The following is a 22086-nucleotide window of genomic DNA, read 5'->3' as shown; positions in this document are numbered from 1 at the left end:
GGTGGGGGACGCGAGGGCGTCCCGCACAAGGTTACTGGCTCCCGGGAGGCGCCCTCACCGGGCTTTACTGCCGCAGGGCCCAGCCCCGCTCCCGCAGGGCCTCCTTCAGGACCGACGCGGACTTCGGCTCGACCATGAGCTGGACCAGACCGGCCTGCTGTCCGGTCGCGTGCTCGATGCGTACGTCCTCGATGTTGACCCCGGCCCGTCCCGCGTCCGCGAAGATGCGGGCCAGCTGGCCGGGCTGGTCGTCGATGAGGACGACGACGGTGTCGTACACGCGCGGCGCGCTGCCGTGCTTGCCCGGGACCCGCACCTGACCCGCGTTCCCGCGGCGCAGCACGTTCTCGACGCCCTGGCTGCCCTCGCGCCGCTTGTCCTCGTCGGAGGACTGCAGGGCGCGCAGGGCGCGGACGGTCTCGTCCAGGTCGGAGGAGACGTCCGCGAGGAGGTCGGCGACCGGGCCGGGGTTGGCGGAGAGGATGTCGATCCACATCCGGGGGTCGGAGGCGGCGATCCGGGTCACGTCCCGGATGCCCTGCCCGCACAGGCGTACGGCCGCCTCCTCGGCGTGCTCCAGGCGCGCGGCGACCATGCTGGAGACCAGGTGGGGCATGTGGGAGACGAGGGCGACGGCCCGGTCGTGGGCGTCGGCGTCCATGACGACCGGCACGGCCCGGCAGTGCGAGACCAGTTCCAGGGCGAGGTTCAGCACCTCGGTGTCGGTGTCCCGGGTCGGGGTGAGCACCCAGGGGCGGCCCTCGAAGAGGTCGCCGGTCGCGGCCAGCGGACCGGACTTCTCCCGGCCGGACATGGGGTGGGTGCCGATGTAGGAGGAGAGGTCGAGGCCGCGGGCCTCCAGCTCGCGGCGCGGGCCGCCCTTGACGCTGGCCACGTCGACGTAGCCGCGTGCCACTCCCCGGGCCATGGCGTCCGCGAGGACTGCGGCCACGTGGGCGGGCGGGGCGGCGACGATCGCGAGGTCCACCGGGCCGCCGGGGGCCTCGTCGGTGCCGGCGCCCAGTGCGGCCGCCGTACGGGCCTGCTCGGGGTCGTGGTCGTCGAGGTGGACGACGACGCCCCGCTGGGTCAGGGCGAGCGCGGCGGAGGTGCCGATGAGCCCGGTGCCGATGACGAGTGCGGTCCTCACTGGGCGATGTCCTTGCGCAGGGCGGCGGCGGCGCCGAGGTAGACGTGGGCGATGTCGGCGCGGGGGGTGTCCGACTCGATGTGCGCGAGCACCCGGACGACCCGGGGCATGGCGCCGTCGATGTCCAGCTCCTGGGCGCAGATCAGGGGGACGTCGACGATGCCGAGCTTGCGGGCGGCGGCCGCCGGGAAGTCGCTGTGCAGGTCGGGGGTGGCCGTGAACCAGATGCTGATCAGGTCGTCGGTGGTGAGCCCGTTCCGCTCCAGGACGGCGGTGAGCAGGGCGCCCACCTGCTCGTCCATGTGACCGGCCTCGTCCCGCTCCAGTTGGACGGCCCCCCGGACCGCTCGTACCGCCACGGCGCTGCTCCTTGCTGACATGCGTATCGGCTCTTGGTCCGTCCAGCGTAGTCAGACCACGCAGGCAGGGTGCGCGGCGCCCGCCGGCTGAGACTCACTTCCTTCAGCTTGGGCACCTTTAATGCAAAGATGCCGCAAATTGCGGCTTTCCTCCCGTCGATGTTCGGAGTGACGAGATGACCCACAGCACGACGCGGCGCGCGGTTCTCGCGACGGGCGCGGCAGCGCTCGCCGCCGGCTGCGGCGGCGAGAACTCCACGGCGCCCGGCAGCCAACAGCTGACGCGGACCAGTGACATCCCGGAGGGCGGCGGCACGATCTTCAAGGACCAGAAGGTCGTGGTCACCCAGCCGACGAAGGGCGACTTCAAGGCCTTCTCGGCGATCTGCACCCACATGGGCTGCACGGTGAACCAGGTGGCGGACGGCACCATCGACTGCCCCTGCCACGGCAGCAAGTACCACATCGCCGACGGCTCGGTGACGCACGGCCCGGCGACCAAGCCGCTGCCTCCCAAGACGATCAAGGTGGACGGAAATTCGATCCGCCTGGCGTGAGGGGCGCGCGTACGCTCCGGGAATGCAGCCCGAGGACCTCGTACGCGACCACACGATCTACGCCTGTGTCATGGGATCGCGGGCCTTCGGCCTGGCCACGGACGCCAGCGACACCGACCGCAGGGGCGTCTTCCTCGCCCCCACCCCGCTGTTCTGGCGGTTCGAGAAGCCGCCGACGCACGTGGAGGGACCGGGCGAGGAGCAGTTCTCCTGGGAGCTGGAGCGTTTCTGCGAGCTGGCGCTGCGCGGCAACCCGAACATCCTGGAGTGCCTGCACTCCCCGCTGGTGGAGCACGTGGACGACACCGGCCGCGAGCTGCTGTCCCTGCGCGGCGCCTTCCTCTCCCGGCGCGCCCACGACACCTTCACCCGCTACGCCCTCGGCCAGCGCCGCAAGCTGGACGCCGACGTCCGCACGACGGGCGCCCCGCGCTGGAAGCACGCGATGCACCTGATCCGCCTGCTGATGAGCGCCCGCGACCTGCTGCGCACCGGAGCGCTGCGGCTCGACGTGGGTGACCGGCGGGACCCGCTGCTGGCGGTGAAGCGGGGCGAGGTGCCCTGGGCACAGGTCGAGGCGTGGATGGTCCGGCTCGCGGACGAGACCGAGGAGGCCCTGCACCGCACCCCGCTGCCGCCGGAGCCGGACCACGCGCGCGTGGCCGACTTCCTGTACCGGGTGCGCCGTGCGTCAGCCTGCCTGCCGGACGCGCACCACGAAGTCGTGCAGGGCGTCGTGCGCACTGGGCGCGTCGGGCAGGGCTGAGCCGGCCTGGGCCGCGTCGAGCACGGCGTGCAGCCGCTCCACGTCGGCCTCCACGCGCGCGTGCTCGACGTCGGCGGTGCCGTGCTCCTGTTCCGCCTTGGCGGCTATCAGCTCGGGCAGGTAGCCGGGCGCCTCCACCTGGTCCAGGAGCGTGGGCAGATGGGCCTGCACCTCGCCGCTGCGCATCAGGTGGACGCCGGTGAGCAGCACACGGAACGTGTAGAGCAGCGGCTTGAGCTCGCCGGTCTTCTCGAACAGCCGCCACTGGGTCACCGCGAACCCGCGGTAGTGGTGGGCGTGGTGGCTGGTGAGCACGTCCGGCGCCAGGGCGATCAGCTCCCGGTGCTCCTCGGTGGTGTGCGCGACCAGGGGCGAGAGCAGCTGCTCCAGCACATAGCCGTTGCGCCGGAGCATCAGCCGTACGAACTTGCGCACGTCATGGGTGACGAGGTCCATCTCCACGCCGAACCGCACCCACGCCCGCGACCGTGTCTCCTCCGGCTCGCGGAGCCCGACCAGGTCGGCGATGGGCAGCAGGTGGGCGCCGCGCAGGTCCAGGTCGGAGTCCTGGGACGGGAAGCCGTAGAGGTGGGCTCCGGAGACGGTCGCGAACAGCAGCGGGTCGGGCTGCTCGGCGATCACCGGCGTCAGGTCCATGTCGAGGTCGTCGATCATGGGCCTAAGCGTCCCAGAGCGCCCCCAGGGCCAACAGGTCCCCCCGGTACTCGATCCGGTCGGCCCACTCGGTGGGCCAGGCGTCCGCGCCCAGCCAGGCGCCCGCGAAGGCGCCGGTGAGGCAGGCGATCGAGTCCGAGTCGCCCGAGGAGCAGGCGGCCCGGCGCAGGGCGGTGAGCGGCTCGTCGGGGAAGAGCAGGAAGCACAGCAGCCCGGTGGCGAAGGCCTCCTCGGCGATCCAGCCCGCTCCGGTCGCCAGGCACGGGTCGGTCTCCGGGGAGACGGTGCGCACGGCCTCCTGGACGCGGCCGAGAATCTCCAGGCACTCGTCCCAGCCGCGCGCGATGAAGTGCTCGGGGCCGGGGTCCTGGGAGCGGGTCCACAGGTCGCCGAGCCAGGTGTGGTGGTAGCGGCTGCGGTTGTCCTGGGCGTACGAGCGCAGCTGTCCGACGAGCCCGGCCGGGTCGGCGCCCCGGGCGAGCAGGTGGACGGCGCGGGCGGTCAGATCGGAGGCGGCCAGCGCGGTGGGGTGTCCGTGGGTGAGCGCGGACTGCAACTGGGCGGCGCCGGCGCGCTGTTCGTCGCTGAGGCCGAGGGCGAGCCCGACGGGGGCGACACGCATGTTGGCGCCGCAGCCCTTGGAGCCGATCTGGCTGGCCTCCCGCCAGGGCCGGCCCTCCTCCTTCAGCAGCGCGCACGCGGTCAGGCAGGTGCGGCCGGGGGCGCGGTTGTTGTCCGGCGACTGGTACCAGTCCACGAACTCCTCGCGCAGCGGCCGCTCCAGCCGCTTCGGGGCGAGCACACCGCGGTCCATGGCTGTCCTGAGGGCGCGCCCGAAGGCGAGGGTCATCTGTGTGTCGTCGGAGACGAAGGCACGCTCCGGCAGCTGCATCTCCCGCCAGGGGCCGCACTTGGCGAGGATCGAGGGCACGTCGTTGAACTCGGTCGGGAAGCCGAGGGCGTCCCCGAGGGCGAGTCCGATCAGGGATCCGGAGGCGGGGCGCTTGCTCGCGTGGAACGTGGTCATGCGGGGCGTCCTTCCCGGGACGGTCGGAGGAGCGGCGGGTGCAGGGTGGTGGCGGTGCCCGCGCGGTAGAGCGCGGCCGGTTTGCCGCGGCCGCCGGTCAGCCGGGCTGCGCCGGGGACGGGTTCCACGAATCCGGGCGTGGCAAGCACCTTGCGGCGGAAGTTGGGGCGGTCCAGGGCGGTGCCCCACACCGACTCGTAGACCTGCTGCAGCTCGCCGAGGGTGAACTCGGGCGGGCAGAAGGCGGTGGCGACGCAGCTGTTCTCCAGCCGGCCGCCGATCCGCTCGTGGGCGTCGGCCAGGATCCGTTCGTGGTCGAAGGCGAGCGGCCGGGCGGATTCGTACGGCAGCCAGCGGGCCTGGGCCGCGTCACCGCCGCCGCGCGGCTCGGGAGGCTCGGGCAGCAGTGCGGTGAAGGCGACGGACACGACCCGCATCCTGGGGTCGCGGTCGGGCTCGCTGTAGGTGTGCAGCTGCTCCAGGTGCAGCCCGGAGACGTCGTCGAGCCCGGTCTCCTCGGCGAGTTCGCGCCGGGCCGCCGTCTCCGCCGACTCGTCGGGCAGCAGGAATCCGCCGGGCAGCGCCCACTGACCGGCGTACGGCTCCTGCCCGCGCTCGACCAGCAGCACGTGCAGGGCGCCGGCGCGGAGGGTGAGGACGGCGAGGTCGACGGTGACGGCGAAGGGTTCGTAGGCGTACTTGTCGTAGCCCTCCATGCCCCGGTCACCCCCTTCACGGCCGGTCTTCATGGCCGGTCTTCATGGCCAGCCCAACTAATAGTCGTTACGACCATAAAGGCGTGCTCGGTGATTCGCAAGCCCCTCAGCGCCCCTTGGGGCCCCGTTCGCGAAGACGCCGACGGCCGGTCCCGGAGAACCCGGGACCGGCCGTCAGAACGCCATGCAGGCGCCTCCTAGAGGTCGACCTCCTTCATGAGCATCCCGACCTCGGTGTTGGACAGGCGGCGCAGCCAGCCCGACTTCTGGTCGCCCAGGGTGATCGGGCCGAAGGAGGTGCGCACCAGCTTCTCGACCGGGAAGCCGGCCTCGGCGAGCATGCGGCGCACGATGTGCTTGCGGCCCTCGTGCAGGGTCACCTCGACCAGGTAGTTCTTGCCGGTCTGCTCGACGACCCGGAAGTGGTCCGCGCGCGCGTAGCCGTCCTCCAGCTGGATGCCGTCCTTCAGGCGCTTGCCGAGGTCGCGCGGGATCGGGCCCACGATGGCGGCGAGGTAGGTCTTCTTCACACCGTACTTCGGGTGGGTCAGCCGGTGCGCCAGCTCGCCGTGGTTGGTGAGCAGGATGACGCCCTCGGTCTCGGTGTCGAGCCGTCCGACGTGGAAGAGCCGGGTCTCGCGGTTGGTGACGTAGTCACCGAGGCACTGGCGGCCGTCGGGGTCCTCCATCGTCGAGACGACACCGGCGGGCTTGTTCAGCGAGAAGAACTGGTACGACTGGGTCGCCACGGTCAGGCCGTCGACCTTGACCTCGTCCTTCTCCGGGTCGACGCGGCGGCCCTGCTCCAGGACGATCTCGCCGTTGATCTCGACGCGGGCCTGCTCGATCAGCTCCTCGCAGGCACGCCGCGAGCCGTAGCCCGCGCGCGCGAGAACCTTCTGCAGCCGCTCGCCCTCCTGTTCGGCGCCCGGGAAGGTCTTGGGCAGCTTGACGTCCTTCTTGCCCGCGTACCGCTCCCGGTTGCGCTCCTCGGCGCGTGCCTCGTACTCACGGGAGCTTCCCGGAGCCGTCCGCCCGCCGCTCTGCTGGGCCTGCTTGGGGCCGCCCTTGGCACCGCCGCGCGCGGCGCCGCCGCGCCCGGACTTGGGGCCGTCCTTGGTGGCGCCGGGGCCCACGTCGTAGCGGCGCTCCTCGGGGCGGGGCTTGCTGGGACGGCCCTGCCCCTGCCGCTCGTCCCTGTTGTTGCCGGCACCGCGGTAGTTACCCCGCCCGCCGCTCTTTCCGCTGCCGCTGCTTCGCATCAAAGTTCCGTCTTAGTCGTCTGCGTCCTGACCGCCGGGCGCGTCGGGCGCGTCCGGGTCGAACGACGGTACGCCCTCCTGGGTCTCGGCCTCGATCGCCTCCGCCTCCGGCAGGAAGGGCGCGAGCTCCGGGAGCTCGTCCAGGCCACGCAGGCCCATCCGCTCCAGGAAGTAGTTCGTCGTCCTGTACAGGATCGCACCTGTTTCGGGTTCCGTGCCCGCCTCCTCGACCAGACCGCGCTGCAGGAGGGTGCGCATCACGCCGTCGCAGTTGACTCCGCGCACGGCGGAGACGCGGCTGCGGCTGACGGGCTGGCGGTAGGCGACGACGGCCAGGGTCTCCAGTGCCGCCTGGGTGAGACGGGCCGTCTGGCCGTCCAGCACGAGCCGCTCGACGGCGGGCGCGTACTCGGCGCGGCTGTAGAAGCGCCAGCCGCCCGCGACGAACCGCAGCTCGAAGCCCCGGCCCTGCACGGTGTAGTCGTCGGCCAGCTCCCGCAGCGCGTCCGCGATCTGCCGCTTCGGCCGTTCCAGGATCCTGGCCAGGTGCTCCTCGGTCGCGGGCTCGTCCACGACCATGAGGACCGCCTCCAGGGCGGGCTTGAGGTCGAGATCGGCGACGGTACGGAGCCCCGCCGGGAGTTCCGCGGTCTCCTCGCTCATGCCTTCTTCTCCTCCTTGGGCTCCTCGGGCGGCCGGTCGAACTCGTCGGTGACCATCGGCGCCGCGTCCCCGTCGCCGCCGGTCCAGCGCACGAGCAGGTCGCCGAGCGCGGTCTCCTGCTCCAGGGCCACGGCCTTCTCGCGGTACAGCTCCAGCAGCGCGAGGAAGCGGGCCACGACCGTGAGGGTGTCGTCGGTGTCCTCCACCAGCGCGCGGAAGCTGGCCTCGCCGAGTTCCCTGAGCCGCGCGACCACGATGCCCGCCTGCTCCTGCACGCTCACCAGCGGGGCGTGGATGTGGTCCACGTACACCTGCGGCTTGGCCTTGGGCTGCATCGCCTTGACGGCGAGCTTGGCGAAGCCCTCGGGGCCGATGCTGATGACGACCTCGGGCAGCAGCTCGGCGTGCTGGGGCTCCAGGCCGACGGTACGCGGGTAGCGGCGGGCCTCCTCGTCCAGGCGCTGGTTGAAGATGTCGGCGATCTGCTTGTAGGCGCGGTACTGCAGCAGCCGCGCGAACAGCAGGTCCCGGGCCTCCAGCAGCGCGAGGTCGGCCTCGTCCTCGACCTCGGCGGTGGGCAGCAGCCGGGCTGCCTTGAGGTCCAGCAGGGTGGCGGCGACGACGAGGAACTCGGTCGTCTGGTCCAGGTCCCAGTCCGGCCCCATGGCCCGGATGTGCGCCATGAACTCGTCGGTCACCTTGGAGAGCGCGACCTCGGTGACGTCCAGCTTGTGCTTCGAGATGAGCTGGAGGAGTAGGTCGAAGGGCCCCTCGAAGTTGGAGAGCCGGACCTTGAAGATGCCGTCGGAGGGGGCGGCGTCCTCGGCGAGCGGCTCCCCGGGCCCGCTCCCACCCGACGACTCCGACCGGGCTCCGGCCACCGGCTCCGGTACGACGGCGGTGTCCGTCCCGCGCCCGGGCGCCACTGCCCCGGAAGGCAGCGCCCCGGGCTCGGGCCCGACAACTGCCGGCGAGGCCACCGCCTCGGACTCCGGCCCCGGCCCCGGCTCCACGACTGTCAGCGAAGCCACGACCCCGGGCTCGGGCTCGGCGGCTGCCTGCGGCGCTACGAACTCGGGCTCGGCAGCATCCAACGGTGCTACGGGATCCGGCTCAGCGACGACCTGTGGCTCTACGGCCTCGGGCTCCGGCTCGGCAGCTTCCAGCAGTGCCACGGGCTCCGGCTCGGCGGCTGCCTGCGGTGCCGCTGGTGCCGCGGTCGGCGGCGATGTGGCCTCGGACGGTTCGGGCCGCGCGGTCCCCGGGCCCCGTCCGAGCGCACGTCTGCGGCCGGCCGCTGGGCCGGGGGCGGGGGCGTCGTTCGAGGTCATGGCCGTCGCAGGCTACCGCTTACCGCCCGCGACACCGACTACCGACCCCGCAGCCGCCGCACCAGGATGCTCGCGTCCCCTCGGGACTCCAGGTCGGCCAGGACGACGGCCACGGCCTCGCGGACGATGCGGCCCCGGTCGACGGCCAGCCCGTGCTCGCCTCTCAGGACCAGTCGCGCGTGCTCGAGGTCCATCAGCTCCTCGGCGGAGACGTACACCGTGATCTTCTCGTCGTGCCGCTCGCGCCCACTGGGCCGCCGGGCCGGCGCCCGTCCCCGCTTGCGGGGCTGCGCGGCGGCAGAACCTTCCTGCTCGGACTGCCGCCGGGCCGGCCGCGTGCGGGACTCGCCGGCCTCGGCCGAATCCGCCTCCGCCGCGACATGCTCCGCGCCCTCTCCGTCACCGCCCTGGACGGGCACCGACGGCGGCGCGTCCTCGGCGGCGGCCGCCTCGTCGCTTTCCCCCGCGGGAGCCGGCACCCGGGCCTCGCCGTTGGCCGCGCGCCGGGGCGTGGACGGCTGGAGCGCCATCCCCCCTGTCGTACGGAACAGTTCGTCGGCCCCGGGCAGACTCACTCGGCGTGACACCGGGCGAGCACCTCCCTGGCGAGCTGGCGATAGGCGGCGGCACCGACGGAGTTGGAGGCGTACGTGGTGATCGGCTCACCGGCGACCGTGGTCTCCGGGAAGCGGACCGTGCGGCCGATGACCGTGTGGTAGACGTGGTCGTCGAACGCCTCGACCACACGGGCCAGCACCTCGCGGCTGTGGACCGTGCGCGAGTCGTACATCGTGGCCAGGATGCCGTCCAGTTCCAGCTCGGGGTTGAGCCGCTCCTGGACCTTCTCGATGGTCTCGGTGAGCAGCGCGACACCGCGGAGGGCGAAGAACTCGCACTCCAGGGGGACGATCACCTTGTGGGCGGCCGTCAGCGCGTTGACCGTGAGCAGGCCGAGCGAGGGCTGACAGTCGATCACGATGTAGTCGTAGTCGGGCAGCAGGGGCTTCAGGGCCCGCTGCAGCGTCGACTCGCGCGCGACCTCGGAGACCAGCTGGACCTCGGCGGCCGACAGGTCGATGTTGGACGGCAGCAGGTCCATGTTGGGGACCGCCGTCTTCAGCAGGACCTCGTCCGCGGACATGCCCCGCTCCATGAGCAGGTTGTAGACGGTGAGGTCGAGCTCCATCGGGTTGACACCGAGACCCACCGACAGCGCGCCCTGCGGGTCGAAGTCCACGAGCAGCACGCGCCGGCCGTACTCCGCGAGCGCGGCACCCAGGTTGATGGTCGACGTCGTCTTGCCGACGCCGCCCTTCTGGTTGCACATCGCGATGATCTTCGCGGGGCCGTGGTCGGTCAGCGGGCCCGGGATCGGGAAGTACGGCAGCGGGCGTCCGGTCGGGCCGACGCGCTCACGGCGCTGACGGGCAGCGTCGGGCGCGAGCGTGGCCGCGTACTCCGGGTCCGGCTCGTATTCGGCGTCGGGGTCGTAGAAGTGCCCCTCGGGCAGTTCGTCGTAGTCGGCGAAGTGGTTGTGGGGCGCGCCACTTCCGTCGCCGGCCATGGCGTTCACGTGATGGCCATCCATGCTCGGGTGTGCTGTCCGGGTGGTCTGCTGACCCGGACTCTGGTGGGCTGCGAAGGTGCGCACAGCTACGGAGCCGACAGCCTCGAATCCCGCGGAGCCCTGGCCCCGTACAGGCATTCCTGGTTGACCACCCCCGGGAGAAAATGTCGACTCATTCACAAGTCGTCTTACCTCCTTGGTGACCAGGAAACTTCTAGACAAGGTCAGCGTGGCACCATGCCGACGGTTGGCGACTCTATGGCGTGTCGGCGGTCCGCAGCAACACAATCCGCCGGACCCGGCAGGATGTGTCGGCAATGAAACATCCCGCTGTCAAGGGCGTACGGCCGTCGCACAGCAGGTTTCACCGGTGTGCGAATCGGTCGAAGGGTTACGTTCGAGGCGAGTTGACCGAGAGCCGCAAAGTGACCATACACACATCCGGCCGGACCTTGTCGGGCAAGGTCCGGCCGGGTGTGTGGTGTTGACGATACGTGTTGACGAATCGCCTTTTACCGGTCGGCGACTTAGAGACTCGCCAGGTCGGAGCCTCAGCCGAGCAGGGTCTCCAGCTCGACGTGCTCCAGGCCGTGGGCCTCGGCGACCTCCTTGTAAACGACCTTGCCGTCATGGGTGTTGAGACCCTTGGCGAGCGCGGCGTCGCGGCGCAGCGCCTCGACCCAGCCGTTGTTGGCCACCGAGACGATGTACGGCAGCGTCGCGTTGGTGAGGGCGTTGGTGGAGGTGTTCGGCACCGCGCCCGGCATGTTGGCGACGCAGTAGAAGACCGAGTCGTGGACCCGGAAGGTCGGCTCGGCGTGCGTGGTGGGACGCGAGTCCTCGAAGCAGCCGCCCTGGTCGATCGCGATGTCGACAAGGACACTTCCGGGCTTCATGCGGGACACCAGCTCGTTGGTGACGAGCTTCGGGGCCTTGGCGCCCGGGATGAGGACGGCGCCGATGACGAGGTCGGCGTCCAGGACGGCCTTCTCCAGCTCGAAGGAGTTGGACATGATGGCCTTGACCTTGCTGCCGAAGACCTTGTCGGCCTCGCGCAGCTTGTTGATGTCACGGTCGAGCAGGGTCACGTCGAAGCCCATGCCGACGGCGATCTGGGTGGCGTTCCAGCCCGAGACACCGCCGCCGATGACGACGACCTTGGCCGGGGTCACACCCGGGACGCCGCCCGGCAGCACGCCGCGGCCGCCGACCGGGGCCATCAGGTGGTAGGCGCCGACCTGCGGGGCCAGACGGCCCGCGACCTCGGACATCGGGGCGAGCAGCGGCAGCGCGCGGTTCGGCAGCTCGACGGTCTCGTAGGCGATGGCCGTGGTGCCGGACTCGATGAGCGCGTCCGTGCACTCCTTGGAGGCGGCCAGGTGCAGGTAGGTGAAGAGGATCTGGTCCTTGCGGAGGCGGTGGTACTCCTCCGCGATGGGCTCCTTGACCTTCAGCAGCAGGTCCGCGGCGGCCCAGACCTCGTCCGCCGTCTCGAGGATCCCTGCACCGGCGGAGACGTACTCGCTGTCCGTGATGGAGGAGCCGAGGCCGGCGCCCCGCTCGATGACGACCTGGTGGCCGTTGCGCACCAGCTCGTGCACACCGGCGGGGGTGATGGCCACCCGGAACTCGTTGTTCTTGACCTCGCGGGGGATGCCGACCTTCACGTCGATCACGGTCCTTGGCTCAGAGGGTATGGGGGGGTGCATAACAAGACATACCCAGGCATGCGGGGGCACACCGGGAGACACCGCAGGAGAACGAGCGGCAGAGCCAGTTTAATGAAGGTGTTCCGAGTGTCTAGCCTTTCATTGCATCAATCTTCACTGGATGCACTACGGATTTCGCAGGCGCTAGCGTCCTGTTCCGGGCCGGAGTCCCCCTCCGGGTGCTCCTCGTTCAGCATGCGCTCCGCCGTCGCGCGGTGCAGGCGGGCGGCCGTGGGGTCGCCGAGCCGGTCCAGGGTGTCGGCCAGCCTGAGCTGCAGCGCGGCCTGCAGCCGGACCTCGTCGGCGCGCCGCGCCCACTCCACCGCCTCCTGGCAGGTGCGCAGCGACTCCTCGGGCCGCCCCGCGTACTCCTGGACCCGGGCCAGTTCGCTCAACGCCCGGGCGTGAGCGGCGACATCACCCTCCTTGCGGTACCCGGCGACGGCCGCCCGCCAGTTCCTGAGCGCCTCGCCGTACCGGCCCGCGTACGTGTGGGCGGTGGCGATCCGGCCGTACAGCCGGGCGGCCTCCGTGCGCTCGTCCCGGGCCAGCCGCTCGGCGAGGGCCCGGCCGAACCAGTCGGCGGCCCGGTCGTAGTCCCCGAGCTCCTGGTACGCGCCGCCTACGGATTCCATCGCGCGGCGGGTCGCGTACGGGTCGTTCGCCTCGCGTCCGGCGTCCAGGGCGGCCCGGTAGCGGGTCAGCGCGTCCTGGGTGCGGCCGGTCTGCGCGTCCAGATCGCCCAGGTTCAGCAGGGCCGCGGCCCGCTCCCGGTGCAGCCCGCGCCGCTCGGCGACGTCCAGGACCAGCCCGTGGACGCCGTACAGGTCGGGCGCGGCCGCCTGCGTGCCGAAGTGCGCCGCCATGGCCCTGACCAGCTGGGACATCAGCCGGCGGGCGAGGGTGTCCAGCTCCCCGTCGGCCACGGCCACGCGGACGGCGGCCAGCAGGGCGGGCCTGCGCACGCGCAGCCACTCCTCGGCCGCCCGGGGGGTGGGGAAGCGCAGCGCCTTGGGCATCTCCTGCAGCTTCTCCCGGGCCTGCGGGCTGTCCGTCTCGGTGATCGCCCGGCACGACTGCAGCAGCCGTACGGTCCGCTCCAGCATGCGGGCCCGGGCCAGCTGCAGCTCCGCCGGGCGCTCCTGGCTCTCGGCGAAGGAGCGCAGCAGCGGGTGCAGACAGCCGGGGATGTCGTACTCGGGCAGCGGGGAGTCCACCGCGCGCACCAGGCCGAGCAGGACGAACTCGTCCAGGGCGGCGCGGGCCGCGCCCACCGAGCAGCCGGCCAGGGCCGAGGCGGTGTGCGGGTCGATCAGGCCGGCCGGCGCCAGCGCGAGCAGTCGCAGTATCCGGGCCGCGGAGCCCGCCAGCTGGTCGTGGACGAGCCGGAAGACACGGGCCAGCGGGGTGCTGTCGGCGCCCTCGGCGCCCGCGAGGGCGTCGGTGTGCATCCGCTTGGCGAGGTCGGAGACGGCCGCCTGGGGCCGGGAGGCGAGCCAGCCGCCGGCCAGGGTGAGCGCGGCCGGGTGGCCCTGGCACGCCTCGGCCAGGCTCTCGGCGGAGCGCGGGTCGACGGTGATGCGGACCGAGCCGGTGTAGCGGGTGAGGAGTTCCACCGCCGACTTGGTGTCGAGGCCGCCCAGGGTGCAGGGGCGGACGTCCGCGATGCCGGTGAGCGGGCCGCCGGAGACGGCGACCACCAGGCAGTCCGGGGCGTCCGGCAGCAGCGCGTCGACCTGCTCGGCCCCGGCCGCGTCGTCCAGCAGGAGCAGGACACGCCGCCCGGCCAGGGCCACGCGCAGCTCCTCGGTCAGGTCGTCCTCGGCGGCGCCGGGGGGTGCCTGCACGTCCAGCGTGGCGAGCAGCTCGCGGGTGGTGCGCTCGATCGGTACGGGCGTGCCGTCGGGCTCACTGAGCCGGGCCCGCAGCACTCCGTCGGGGTAACGCTCGGCGACCTGTCGTACGAGTTCCTCGGCGAGGGCGGTCCGGCCGGAGCCGGGGCGGCCCGCGATGAGGAGCACGCGCGCGCGGGGTGTCTTGCGGCCGGAGAGGGTGTCCAGGCCCGCGCGCTCGATGTCGGCGCGCAGTCCCTTCAACTCCCGTGTGCGGCCCAGGAAATGGTCCGCCGTGACCGGGTGCGCGGACAGCCGCCCGCCGCCTGTGTCCACCGCCTGATCCGTCACGGGCCACGCTCCCGTCCCACCGCACGCGCAAGCCCGCCGGATCTTCCGGTACGGGCGTTTTCCAGAGCCTAGTTCACGCTCTGCGACGTTCCGGGAGGAGCACGGCGGGCACGTCCCCCGATCGGATCAGGCGATCGTCACACCAATGCGCGGACGGGTGGGTTCAGGACTCGAAAGGGCGCGCGGGCCACGGTGCGTCGGCCGGGCGCAGCGCGTCGAGACCCTCCCCGCCGCGGGCCGCCACCAGGGAGAGGACGCCGACGACGAGGCAGTTGTTGTGCACGGCACCGGCGAGCACCAGGCGCACCAGCTCGTCGACCGGCACGCGCGCGTACTCCATGTCGGTCTCCTCGTGCTCCGTCTCGAAGCGCGCGCCCTCGGCCTCGGACAGATCGCGGGCGAGGAAGATCCGTACGGCCTCGTCACAGCCGCCGGGGGTGGTGTACACGTCGCTCAGCACCCGCCAGTTCTCGGCCTTGACGTGCGCCTCCTCGTACAGCTCGCGCTGGGCGGCGTGCAGCGGGTTCTCGCCGGGCACGTCGAGCAGGCCGGCCGGGATCTCCCACAGCTTGTGCCGCACCGGGTGGCGGTACTGGCGGATGAGCAGGACGCGGTCCTCCTCGTCCAGGGCGAGGACGGCGACCGAGCCGGGGTGCACCTGGTAGTCGCGGCGGACCACGGAGCCGTCGGGCATGACCACGTCGTCCGTGCGGACGGAGGTCTTGTTGCCCCGGAAGGGGGTCTCCGTCGCCCGGATCTCCCACTCCTCGGGGGTGTCCTTGATCGTCATGCCCTGTCCTCCCACACATGCCTTCAAAAAGACCGGCCAAAAAACCCGGCCAAGTGAAACCGGGGTGCGCACCTTTGAAGGTATGCACCCCGGCCACCGTACAACTGGTGTGTTACTTGGAATTCTTCCGCTCGACGGAGGCCTTCACCAGGCCGGCGAAGAGCGGGTGCGGACGGGTCGGCCGCGAGCGCAGCTCGGGGTGCGCCTGCGTGGCGACCAGGTAGGGGTGGACGTCGCGCGGGTACTCGACGTACTCGACGAGCTTGCCGTCCGGCGAGGTGCCCGAGAAGAGGATGCCGGCCTTCTTCTCCAGCTCCGCGCGGTAGGCGTTGTTCACCTCGTAGCGGTGACGGTGCCGCTCCTCGATGTACTCCTTGCCGTCGTACACCTCGCGCACGATGGAGCCCTCGGCCAGCTTCGCCGGGTACATGCCGAGCCGCATCGTGCCGCCCATGTCGCCCTCACCGGCGACGATGTCCATCTGCTCCGCCATGGTGGAGATGACCGGGTGGGCGGTGGCCGGGTCGAACTCGGTGGAGTTGGCGTCCGGGATGTCGGCCAGGCTGCGCGCGGCCTCGATCACGATGCACTGCAGTCCCAGGCAGAGGCCGAGCAGCGGGATCTTGTTCTCGCGTGCGAAGCGGATGGCGCCGACCTTGCCGAGCACACCGCGGTCGCCGAAGCCGCCGGGGATGCAGATGCCGTCGACGTCGCCGAGCTGCGCCTTGGCCCCGGCCGGGGTCTTGCAGTCGTCCGAGGTGACCCACTTGATCTTGACGCGGGCCTTGTTGGCGAAGCCGCCCGCGCGCAGCGCCTCGGTGACCGACAGGTAGGCGTCGGGCAGGTCGATGTACTTGCCGACCAGGGCGAGGGTGATCTCGTGGTCGGGGTTGTGGACGCGGTCGAGCAGGTCGTCCCAGGTCGTCCAGTCCACGTCCCGGAAGGGCAGGTCGAGCTTGCGCACGACGTAGGCGTCCAGGCCCTCGGTGTGCACGACCTTCGGGATGTCGTAGATCGAGCGGGCGTCCGGGCAGGCGACGACGGCGGCCTCGTCGACGTCGCACATCAGCGAGATCTTCCGCTTGATCGCGGTCGGCACCTCGCGGTCGCAGCGCAGCACGATCGCGTCGGGCTGGATACCGATGTTGCGCAGGGCGGCGACGGAGTGCTGGGTCGGCTTGGTCTTCAGCTCGCCGGAGGGGCCGATGTACGGCAGCAGCGAGATGTGGACGACGAAGACGTTGTCCCGGCCGACCTCGTGGCGGACCTGGCGGACGGTCTCCAGGAACGGCAGCGACTCGATGTCGCCGACCGTGCCGCCGACCTCGGTGATGACGACGTCCACCTCGTCGGTGGCCATGCGCCGGATGCGGTGCTTGATCTCGTTGGTGATGTGCGGGATGACCTGCACGGTGTCGCCCAGGTACTCGCCGCGCCGCTCCTTGGCGATCACCGTGGAGTAGACCTGACCGGTGGTGACGTTGGCGGAGCCGTCCAGGTCGCGGTCGAGGAAGCGCTCGTAGTGGCCGATGTCCAGGTCGGTCTCGGCGCCGTCGTTGGTGACGAACACCTCACCGTGCTGGAAGGGGTTCATCGTGCCCGGGTCGACGTTCAGGTACGGGTCGAGCTTCTGCATCACGACGCGCAGGCCACGGGCCTTGAGCAGCATGCCCAGGCTGGAGGCGGTGAGGCCCTTGCCGAGCGAGGAGGCGACACCCCCGGTGACGAAGATGTGCTTGGTCGTCGTAGATTTCGGCGGCATGGCCAAGAGGGGGCTCCCGTGGTCGCTGTCTGTGCTGTGCGGCTGCCGCCCGGAGATTTCCGGGGGTGCCGTCGCTGCGGTTCGGGGGTTTGTCGCCCACCGGTCCACGGGCTACCAGCGTATCAGCGCCTGGACGGGATGGCTTCCGGCCACGCTCCGCGCTCGTGCCGACACGGGACGGCACCACGTGCGTATACACAGGTGCACAGTGGTCACATCGATATCACCCGCTGGTCACTCGTTCGGCCCACACGGGTTGCCCGGAGCGGCACGCAGATCATCTACGTGCGTCGTATCCTGCTCGGACACTCGCTGCCGAGCCCGGCCGGAACGACGGCACACCCCCGCCTGCATCACCCGGAACAACGAGAGCGCGGCAGTTCGTTGAGCAAAGACTGTCGTGTTGCCTCAGGGCTCGGCAGGCTGCTTTGCTTCACCGCTCAACGACGCACAACAACGACCCCTTGACCGCACTAGCGACAGCCCCCCTTCGTGCGGGGGTGACGTGGCCGTTCGACTGGAGTTGCACGTGGCCGGGCGCATCGAAGACTACGCACTCATCGGAGACATGCAGACCGCGGCACTGGTCTGCCGGGACGGCACAGTCGACTGGCTGTGCCTGCCCCGCTTCGACTCGCATGCCATCTTCGCCGGCCTGCTGGGCACCGAGGAGCACGGCTTCTGGCGGCTCGGCCCGGCGCACGCGGCCGACGCGCAGCCCCCCACGGCCGCCCGGCGCAGCTACCGCGGCGACTCGCTGATCCTGGAGTCGGAGTGGGACACCCCGCGCGGCACCGTGCGCGTGACGGACTTCATGCCCCCGCGTGACGGCGCGCCGCAGCTGATCCGGATCGTGGAGGGCGTCACCGGCCGGGTGCCGATGCGCTCCGCGCTGCGGATGCGGTTCTCCTACGGCCGGGTGGTGCCCTGGGTGCACAAGCACGAGGGCCGGACGGTGGCGGTCGCCGGACCCGACTCGGTCTGGTTCGACACGGAGGCCGAGACCTACGGAAAGTCGCTGACCACCTACGCCGACTTCACGGTCGCCCCGGGTGACCGCATCGCGTTCACCATCTCGTGGCAGCCCTCGCACAAGGAGCCGCCGCCGCTGCCGGAGCCGGAGCAGTCGCTGGTGGCGACGGAGGACTTCTGGCGCGACTGGGTCGAGCACTGCACGTACCACGGTCCGTACCGCGAGGCGGTGATCCGCTCGCTGATCACCCTGAAGGCGCTGACGTACGCCCCGACGGGTGGCATCGTCGCGGCCCCCACCACCTCGCTCCCCGAGGACATCGGCGGCGTCCGCAACTGGGACTACCGCTACACCTGGCTGCGGGACGCGGCGATCACCCTGTCCTCGCTGCTGCGCACGGGCTACCGCGAGGAGGCCCGGGCCTGGCGCGAGTGGTTGCTGCGCGCGGTCGCCGGCGACCCGGAGAACCTGCAGATCATGTACGGCATCGCGGGCGAGCGCGAGCTGGGCGAGGCCGAGCTGGACTGGTTGCCGGGCTACGAGGCCTCCGCCCCGGTCCGGGTGGGCAACGGCGCGGCGCACCAGCTCCAGCTGGACGTGTACGGCGAGGTCACCGAGGCCCTGCACCTGGCGCACATGACGGGTCTGGCCCGCAACGACTACGCCTCCCTGCTCCAGCTGAAGCTGATCCGCTACCTGGAGGACCACTGGCAGGAGCCGGACGAGGGCATCTGGGAGGTGCGCGGCCCGCGCCGGCACTTCGTGCACTCGAAGGTGATGGCCTGGGTGGCGGTGGACCGCACCATCAAGCTGATCGAGTCCGGTGACGCGGACGGCCCGCTGGAGCGCTGGAAGGAACTGCGCGAGGACATCCACCGGGACGTGTGCGAGAAGGGCTACGACCAGGAGCGCAACACCTTCACCCAGTCCTACGGCTCCAAGGAGCTGGACGCCTCGCTGCTGCTGATTCCGCAGATGGGCTTCCTGCCGCCGGACGACAAGCGGGTGATCGGCACCATCGAGGCGATCCAGCGCGAGCTGTCCACCACGGACGGGTTCATCCTGCGCTACCCGACGGAGGGCGAGTGCGAGGGCGTCGACGGTCTTCCGGGCGACGAGGGTGCCTTCCTGGCCTGCTCCTTCTGGATGGCGGACGACCTGGCGATGATCGGCCGGGTGGACGAGGCCCGCAAGCTGTTCGAGAAGCTCCTCGCGCTGCGCAACGACCTCGGTCTGCTCGCCGAGGAGTGGGACCCGCGCCTGCAGCGCCAGGTCGGCAACTTCCCGCAGGCCTTCAGCCACGTTCCGCTGATCGACACCGCGCTGCGGCTGACGGCGTCCGGAGCGTACGGCGGCTGAGCGCGACCGGGTGACCGGGCCTGCCTAGGCTGGAAGCGAACTACCCCCGGTGCGGAAGGGGGCGGCCATGGCTTCCCTCTCGAAGGCGGACGCGGCCCTCGCCGCACTGCGCGAGGATCTGGCCGGCGAGGTGTTCGCCCCGGGGGACGTGGGCTACGACGACACGCGTGCCGTCTTCAACGGGATGATCGACAAGCGTCCGGCCGTGATCGCGCAGTGCGCGGACGCGGCCGACGTGGTCCGGGCGGTGCGCTTCGGACGGGATCTCGACCTGCCGATCGCGGTGCGCGGGGGCGGGCACGGCGTGGCCGGTACGGCCCTGGGCGACGGCGCCCTCGTGGTGGACCTGCGCCGGATGCACCGGGTGACCGTGGATCCGGCGAGCGAGGCGGTCCGGGTCGAGGGCGGCGCCACGATGAGCCGGCTGGACCGGGCCACCCAGCCGTACGGCCTCGCGACCACCGGTGGCCGGATCTCGTCCACGGGTGTCGGCGGGTTCGTGCTGGGCGGCGGCACCGGCTGGCTGGACCGCGCCTTCGGCCTGGCCGTCGACAACCTCATCGCGGTGGAACTGGTGACCGCCGACGCCGAGCAGGTGCACGCCAACGCCGACGAGAACCCCGAGCTGTTCTGGGCCCTGCACGGCGGCGGCGGCAACTTCGGCGTCGCCACCGCGCTCACCCTGGAACTGCACGAGTTGCCCGAGTTCGCCGTCGCCCTGCTGCTGTACCTGCCGGAGGCCGGCCCGGACGCGGTCCGCACCTTCCGGAAGGTCCTCGGCGCCGGCCCCGACGAGCTGGGCGGCGCGGTGCTGTACCTCACCGGCCCGCCCGCGGAGTTCGTACCGGAGCACCTGGTCGGGCGGCTCGTGTGCGCCGCGCTGCTGACGTACGCCGGTGGCGAGGCGGACCTGCGCAAGCTGGCCGAGCCCCTGCTGGCACTGCCGCACGAGTCGGAGCTGGTCGGCGCGGTGCCCTACGTGGACCTGCAGTGCATGCTGGACGTTCCGCCCGGCCTGCGGAACCACTGGTCGGCCGAGTGTCTGACCGGGCTGCCCGACGAGCTGGTGGACGTCTACTGCGCCCGGGCCGCGGACATGCCCGTGCCGACCGCCACCCAGCACATGCTCTTCCCGCAGGGCGGTGCGATCGCCGCCGGTCCGCACGCGTACCCGGTGCCGTACCGGGAGGCGCCCTGGGCCGTGCACCCGTTCGCCGTCTGGGAGGACCCGGCCGACGACGAGCGGGCCGTCGCCTGGGTGCGGGACGTCCGCGCGGGCGTCCGGCCGTGGAGCACGGGCGATGTGCACCTGAACTTCATCGGCGAGGAGGGTGCCGAGCGGGTGCGCGCGGGGCTGGGCGCAGGGAACCTGCTGCGGCTGGAGAAGGTGAAGCGGGCGTACGACCCCGACAACGTGTTCCGCTTCAACCACAACATCCGTCCGGTGTAGCCGGCTCCCGAGCTGTCGTCCGGGCGTTTGCGCAGGTAGCGTCCGCTCCATGGACAGCGGCACGGAGAGCAGATTCGCCACTCAGGGCGCCGGGATCACCGTTCAACGGGCGCTGGAGCTGCCGGGACTGCGCAGTGGGCTCCCGGAGATCCTGGCGGGCGCCGACCGGCTGGGGCGCACGGTCCGCTGGGTGCACGCGGGCGAGGTGCCGAACATCGCCTCGCTGCTCAAGGGCGGCGAACTCCTGCTGACCACGGGCTACGGCCTCGGGACCCGCCCGGCCGAGCAGCGCGCGTTCGTGCGCACGCTCGCCGAGCGCGGGATCGCCGCGCTGGTGGTGGAGCTGGGCCCGCGCTTCACCCGGCTGCCCGCCGCCCTGGTGGACACCGCCCGCAGCGCGGGGCTGCCGCTGGTCCAGCTGCACCGCGAGGTGCCGTTCGTGACCGTCACCGAGGAGATCCACACCGAGATCGTCAACGGCCACTACGCGCTGCTGCAGCGCGCGGAGGAGGTGCACCGGCGGTGTACCGAGGCGCTGTTGGGCGGTGGCGGGGTGCCGCAGGTGCTGAGCATCCTGGCCGACTTCAGCGCCAACCCGGTGTTCCTGGAGACGGTGGACGGCCGGCTGCTGTACGCCGCCGGTGCCGGGCCCGCGGGCGCGGATCCGCTGCAGGTGTGGGAGGGGCTGCGGGGTCCGCACAAGGACGCGCCGCCGCCCGCCGGTTCGGTGCTCGTGGACGTGCCCGGCGGCGGGGCGGGAGCGGGGCCGGGGTCGGTACGGGCCCGGCTGGTGCTGCTGCCGGTGCGCTCGCCGCTGGCTCCGGTGCACCGGATCGCCGCCGAGCGGGCCGCGGGCATCCTGGCCGTGGTGCTGATGCAGGCCCGGCAGGAGGAGGAGCTGGCGGCGCGCGGGCGCGGCGACTTCCTGACCGACCTCGCCGAGGGCCGTATCACCGCTGAGGACGCCCCGGCGCAGGCCCGGGTCCTCGGCTTCAAACCGGGCACCAGCCCGCTGCTGCCCGTGGTGATGCGGGTCGGGGACTCCCTCTCCCCCGGCGGGGGCTGGGCGGTGCTGGCGCGGGCGGTCGCCGAGGAGCTGGCCTCGGTGGGTGTGCCGGTGCTGCTGGGTGTGCGGCCGGTCGAGGGCCGGGTGCCGGTGCTGCTCGGGCTGCGCTCGGAGTCGGAGCGCTCCGCGGTCGCGGACCGGGTGGCGGCTGCGCTGCGGGCGGGCGTCGAGCGGGCCGGGATGCAGCGGCCGGGTGCCCCGCCGCCGGTCGTGGTGGTCGGGGTGGCCGGTGGCTGGGCGGCCGCGTCGGCGGGCCTGAGGCACGCGGCGGAGACGGCGACGGCGGCGCAGGGCCTGACCGACCGCCCCTGGTACGACGCCCGGCGCCTGGACATCGATCTGCTGCTGTGGCGGCTGCGGGACCACCCGGACCTGGCGGCCTTCGTGGACCGCGCGATCGGCCCGCTGCGCGACCACGACCACCGCTCCAAGCCGCCGCTGCTGCCCACCCTGGAGACCTATCTGGCGCACGCGGGCCGCAAGGCGGAGACGGCCCGCGAGCTGCACCTCAACCGTCAGACCCTCTACAACCGGCTCGCCCGCATCGGGGAGTTGCTGGGCACCGACCTCGACGACCCGCAGACCGTACTGGCGTTGAGCCTCGCCCTGCGGGCCCGCCGGCACGTGCCCTAGGTGTATTGACCCGCAGGGTTGTTCACACGGCTGATGGGTGGCCGGCCGCCCAGTGCGGTGTGGCAGCGGTGGTGGTTGTAGGTGTGGA

Annotated in this window: 19 protein-coding genes; 5 read left to right on the top strand and 14 right to left on the bottom strand. The window is 71.9% G+C overall.

What is annotated here, in order from left to right; all coding sequences use genetic code 11:
* Window positions 1-64: 64 nt before the first annotated feature.
* Both ACIRVH_RS11560 and aroH read right to left on the bottom strand, forming a co-directional pair.
* A complete protein-coding gene (locus tag ACIRVH_RS11560) occupies window positions 65-1150 on the bottom strand; it encodes a prephenate dehydrogenase (RefSeq protein ID WP_403951050.1) in 1086 nt (361 codons plus the stop codon).
* A complete protein-coding gene (gene aroH / locus ACIRVH_RS11555) occupies window positions 1147-1509 on the bottom strand; it encodes a chorismate mutase (RefSeq protein ID WP_403951047.1) in 363 nt (120 codons plus the stop codon). The genes ACIRVH_RS11560 and aroH overlap by 4 nt, the downstream gene beginning before the upstream one ends.
* Window positions 1510-1685: 176 nt before the next feature.
* Here aroH and ACIRVH_RS11550 point away from each other — a divergent pair, with 176 nt between their 5' ends.
* Together ACIRVH_RS11550 and ACIRVH_RS11545 are read left to right on the top strand one after the other, a co-directional pair.
* Complete coding sequence (locus ACIRVH_RS11550) at window positions 1686-2066, top strand: ubiquinol-cytochrome c reductase iron-sulfur subunit (RefSeq protein WP_403951045.1); 381 nt, start codon at window positions 1686-1688, stop codon at window positions 2064-2066.
* A 22-nt stretch (window positions 2067-2088) separates the two neighbouring features.
* On the top strand, window positions 2089-2832 hold the full coding sequence (locus tag ACIRVH_RS11545; RefSeq protein ID WP_403951042.1) for a DNA polymerase beta superfamily protein: 744 nt from the start codon (window positions 2089-2091) through the stop codon (window positions 2830-2832).
* Here ACIRVH_RS11545 and ACIRVH_RS11540 read toward each other — a convergent pair.
* The 12 genes from ACIRVH_RS11540 to ACIRVH_RS11485 form a co-directional block, all read right to left on the bottom strand.
* Complete coding sequence (locus ACIRVH_RS11540) at window positions 2758-3507, bottom strand: DNA polymerase beta superfamily protein (RefSeq protein ID WP_403951040.1); 750 nt, start codon at window positions 3505-3507, stop codon at window positions 2758-2760. The two genes, ACIRVH_RS11545 and ACIRVH_RS11540, sit on opposite strands and share 75 nt — an antisense overlap.
* Window positions 3508-3511: 4 nt before the next feature.
* Window positions 3512-4534, bottom strand: coding sequence for an ADP-ribosylglycohydrolase family protein (locus ACIRVH_RS11535; protein ID WP_403951037.1), 1023 nt, complete (start codon window positions 4532-4534; stop codon window positions 3512-3514).
* Window positions 4531-5283: an NUDIX hydrolase gene (locus tag ACIRVH_RS11530; protein WP_403951034.1), complete on the bottom strand. Its 753-nt coding sequence runs from the start codon at window positions 5281-5283 to the stop codon at window positions 4531-4533. The genes ACIRVH_RS11535 and ACIRVH_RS11530 overlap by 4 nt, the downstream gene beginning before the upstream one ends.
* Window positions 5284-5447: 164 nt before the next feature.
* Window positions 5448-6512 carry a pseudouridine synthase gene (locus ACIRVH_RS11525; RefSeq protein WP_403951032.1) on the bottom strand — a complete coding sequence of 355 codons (1065 nt, stop codon included), beginning with the start codon at window positions 6510-6512 and terminating at the stop codon, window positions 5448-5450.
* A gap of 12 nt (window positions 6513-6524) precedes the next feature.
* Window positions 6525-7175 (bottom strand): SMC-Scp complex subunit ScpB, encoded by a 651-nt coding sequence (gene scpB / locus ACIRVH_RS11520; protein ID WP_403951029.1) that lies wholly within the window; start codon window positions 7173-7175, stop codon window positions 6525-6527.
* Window positions 7172-8506 (bottom strand): segregation/condensation protein A, encoded by a 1335-nt coding sequence (locus tag ACIRVH_RS11515; RefSeq protein ID WP_403951027.1) that lies wholly within the window; start codon window positions 8504-8506, stop codon window positions 7172-7174. Before ACIRVH_RS11515 ends, scpB begins: the two co-directional genes overlap by 4 nt.
* A gap of 38 nt (window positions 8507-8544) precedes the next feature.
* On the bottom strand, window positions 8545-9093 hold the full coding sequence (locus ACIRVH_RS11510) for a hypothetical protein (RefSeq protein ID WP_403951025.1): 549 nt from the start codon (window positions 9091-9093) through the stop codon (window positions 8545-8547).
* Entirely contained in the window at window positions 9078-10211 is a 1134-nt protein-coding gene (locus ACIRVH_RS11505; RefSeq protein WP_403951022.1) for a ParA family protein, read from the bottom strand. Before ACIRVH_RS11505 ends, ACIRVH_RS11510 begins: the two co-directional genes overlap by 16 nt.
* A gap of 413 nt (window positions 10212-10624) precedes the next feature.
* Window positions 10625-11749 (bottom strand): alanine dehydrogenase, encoded by a 1125-nt coding sequence (gene ald / locus ACIRVH_RS11500; protein ID WP_403951020.1) that lies wholly within the window; start codon window positions 11747-11749, stop codon window positions 10625-10627.
* 140 nt (window positions 11750-11889) lie between these two features.
* Complete coding sequence (locus ACIRVH_RS11495) at window positions 11890-13965, bottom strand: tetratricopeptide repeat protein (protein ID WP_403951018.1); 2076 nt, start codon at window positions 13963-13965, stop codon at window positions 11890-11892.
* Between the two features lie 163 nt (window positions 13966-14128).
* Window positions 14129-14755 carry an NUDIX domain-containing protein gene (locus ACIRVH_RS11490; protein WP_403951015.1) on the bottom strand — a complete coding sequence of 209 codons (627 nt, stop codon included), beginning with the start codon at window positions 14753-14755 and terminating at the stop codon, window positions 14129-14131.
* Between the two features lie 112 nt (window positions 14756-14867).
* Entirely contained in the window at window positions 14868-16517 is a 1650-nt protein-coding gene (locus ACIRVH_RS11485; RefSeq protein WP_403951012.1) for a CTP synthase, read from the bottom strand.
* Window positions 16518-17046: 529 nt separating this feature from the next.
* Between ACIRVH_RS11485 and ACIRVH_RS11480 the strand changes: the two genes are divergently transcribed.
* The 3 genes from ACIRVH_RS11480 (at window position 17047) to ACIRVH_RS11470 (ending at window position 21998) form a co-directional block, all read left to right on the top strand.
* Window positions 17047-18849, top strand: a complete 1803-nt coding sequence (locus tag ACIRVH_RS11480; protein ID WP_403951968.1) for a glycoside hydrolase family 15 protein — start codon at window positions 17047-17049, stop codon at window positions 18847-18849.
* 67 nt (window positions 18850-18916) lie between these two features.
* Entirely contained in the window at window positions 18917-20299 is a 1383-nt protein-coding gene (locus ACIRVH_RS11475; protein ID WP_403951010.1) for an FAD-binding protein, read from the top strand.
* 49 nt (window positions 20300-20348) lie between these two features.
* The gene (locus ACIRVH_RS11470; RefSeq protein ID WP_403951007.1) at window positions 20349-21998 is read left to right on the top strand and encodes a PucR family transcriptional regulator; all 1650 of its coding nucleotides are present in this window, start codon (window positions 20349-20351) and stop codon (window positions 21996-21998) included.
* The last annotated feature ends 88 nt before the right edge of the window (window positions 21999-22086 follow it).

Source organism: Streptomyces sp. NPDC101165, assembly GCF_044768135.1.
Classification (GTDB): Bacteria; Actinomycetota; Actinomycetes; order Streptomycetales; family Streptomycetaceae; genus Streptomyces.
The sequence above is the reverse complement of the archived record's forward strand: the minus strand, read 5'-3'. Positions and strand labels throughout refer to the sequence as shown.

What these genes read in the sequence shown, in the direction of transcription:
- ACIRVH_RS11550 (WP_403951045.1), top strand. Translation starts at nt 1,686, where the DNA reads ATGACCCACAGCACGACGCGGCGCGCGGTTCTCGCGACGGGCGCGGCA.
- ACIRVH_RS11545 (WP_403951042.1), top strand. Translation starts at nt 2,089, where the DNA reads ATGCAGCCCGAGGACCTCGTACGCGACCACACGATCTACGCCTGTGTC.
- ACIRVH_RS11540 (WP_403951040.1), bottom strand. Translation starts at nt 3,507, where the DNA reads ATGATCGACGACCTCGACATGGACCTGACGCCGGTGATCGCCGAGCAG.
- ACIRVH_RS11535 (WP_403951037.1), bottom strand. Translation starts at nt 4,534, where the DNA reads ATGACCACGTTCCACGCGAGCAAGCGCCCCGCCTCCGGATCCCTGATC.
- ACIRVH_RS11530 (WP_403951034.1), bottom strand. Translation starts at nt 5,283, where the DNA reads ATGAAGACCGGCCGTGAAGGGGGTGACCGGGGCATGGAGGGCTACGAC.
- ACIRVH_RS11525 (WP_403951032.1), bottom strand. Translation starts at nt 6,512, where the DNA reads ATGCGAAGCAGCGGCAGCGGAAAGAGCGGCGGGCGGGGTAACTACCGC.
- scpB (WP_403951029.1), bottom strand. Translation starts at nt 7,175, where the DNA reads ATGAGCGAGGAGACCGCGGAACTCCCGGCGGGGCTCCGTACCGTCGCC.
- ACIRVH_RS11515 (WP_403951027.1), bottom strand. Translation starts at nt 8,506, where the DNA reads ATGACCTCGAACGACGCCCCCGCCCCCGGCCCAGCGGCCGGCCGCAGA.
- ACIRVH_RS11505 (WP_403951022.1), bottom strand. Translation starts at nt 10,211, where the DNA reads ATGCCTGTACGGGGCCAGGGCTCCGCGGGATTCGAGGCTGTCGGCTCC.
- ACIRVH_RS11490 (WP_403951015.1), bottom strand. Translation starts at nt 14,755, where the DNA reads ATGACGATCAAGGACACCCCCGAGGAGTGGGAGATCCGGGCGACGGAG.
- ACIRVH_RS11485 (WP_403951012.1), bottom strand. Translation starts at nt 16,517, where the DNA reads ATGCCGCCGAAATCTACGACGACCAAGCACATCTTCGTCACCGGGGGT.
- ACIRVH_RS11475 (WP_403951010.1), top strand. Translation starts at nt 18,917, where the DNA reads ATGGCTTCCCTCTCGAAGGCGGACGCGGCCCTCGCCGCACTGCGCGAG.
- ACIRVH_RS11470 (WP_403951007.1), top strand. Translation starts at nt 20,349, where the DNA reads ATGGACAGCGGCACGGAGAGCAGATTCGCCACTCAGGGCGCCGGGATC.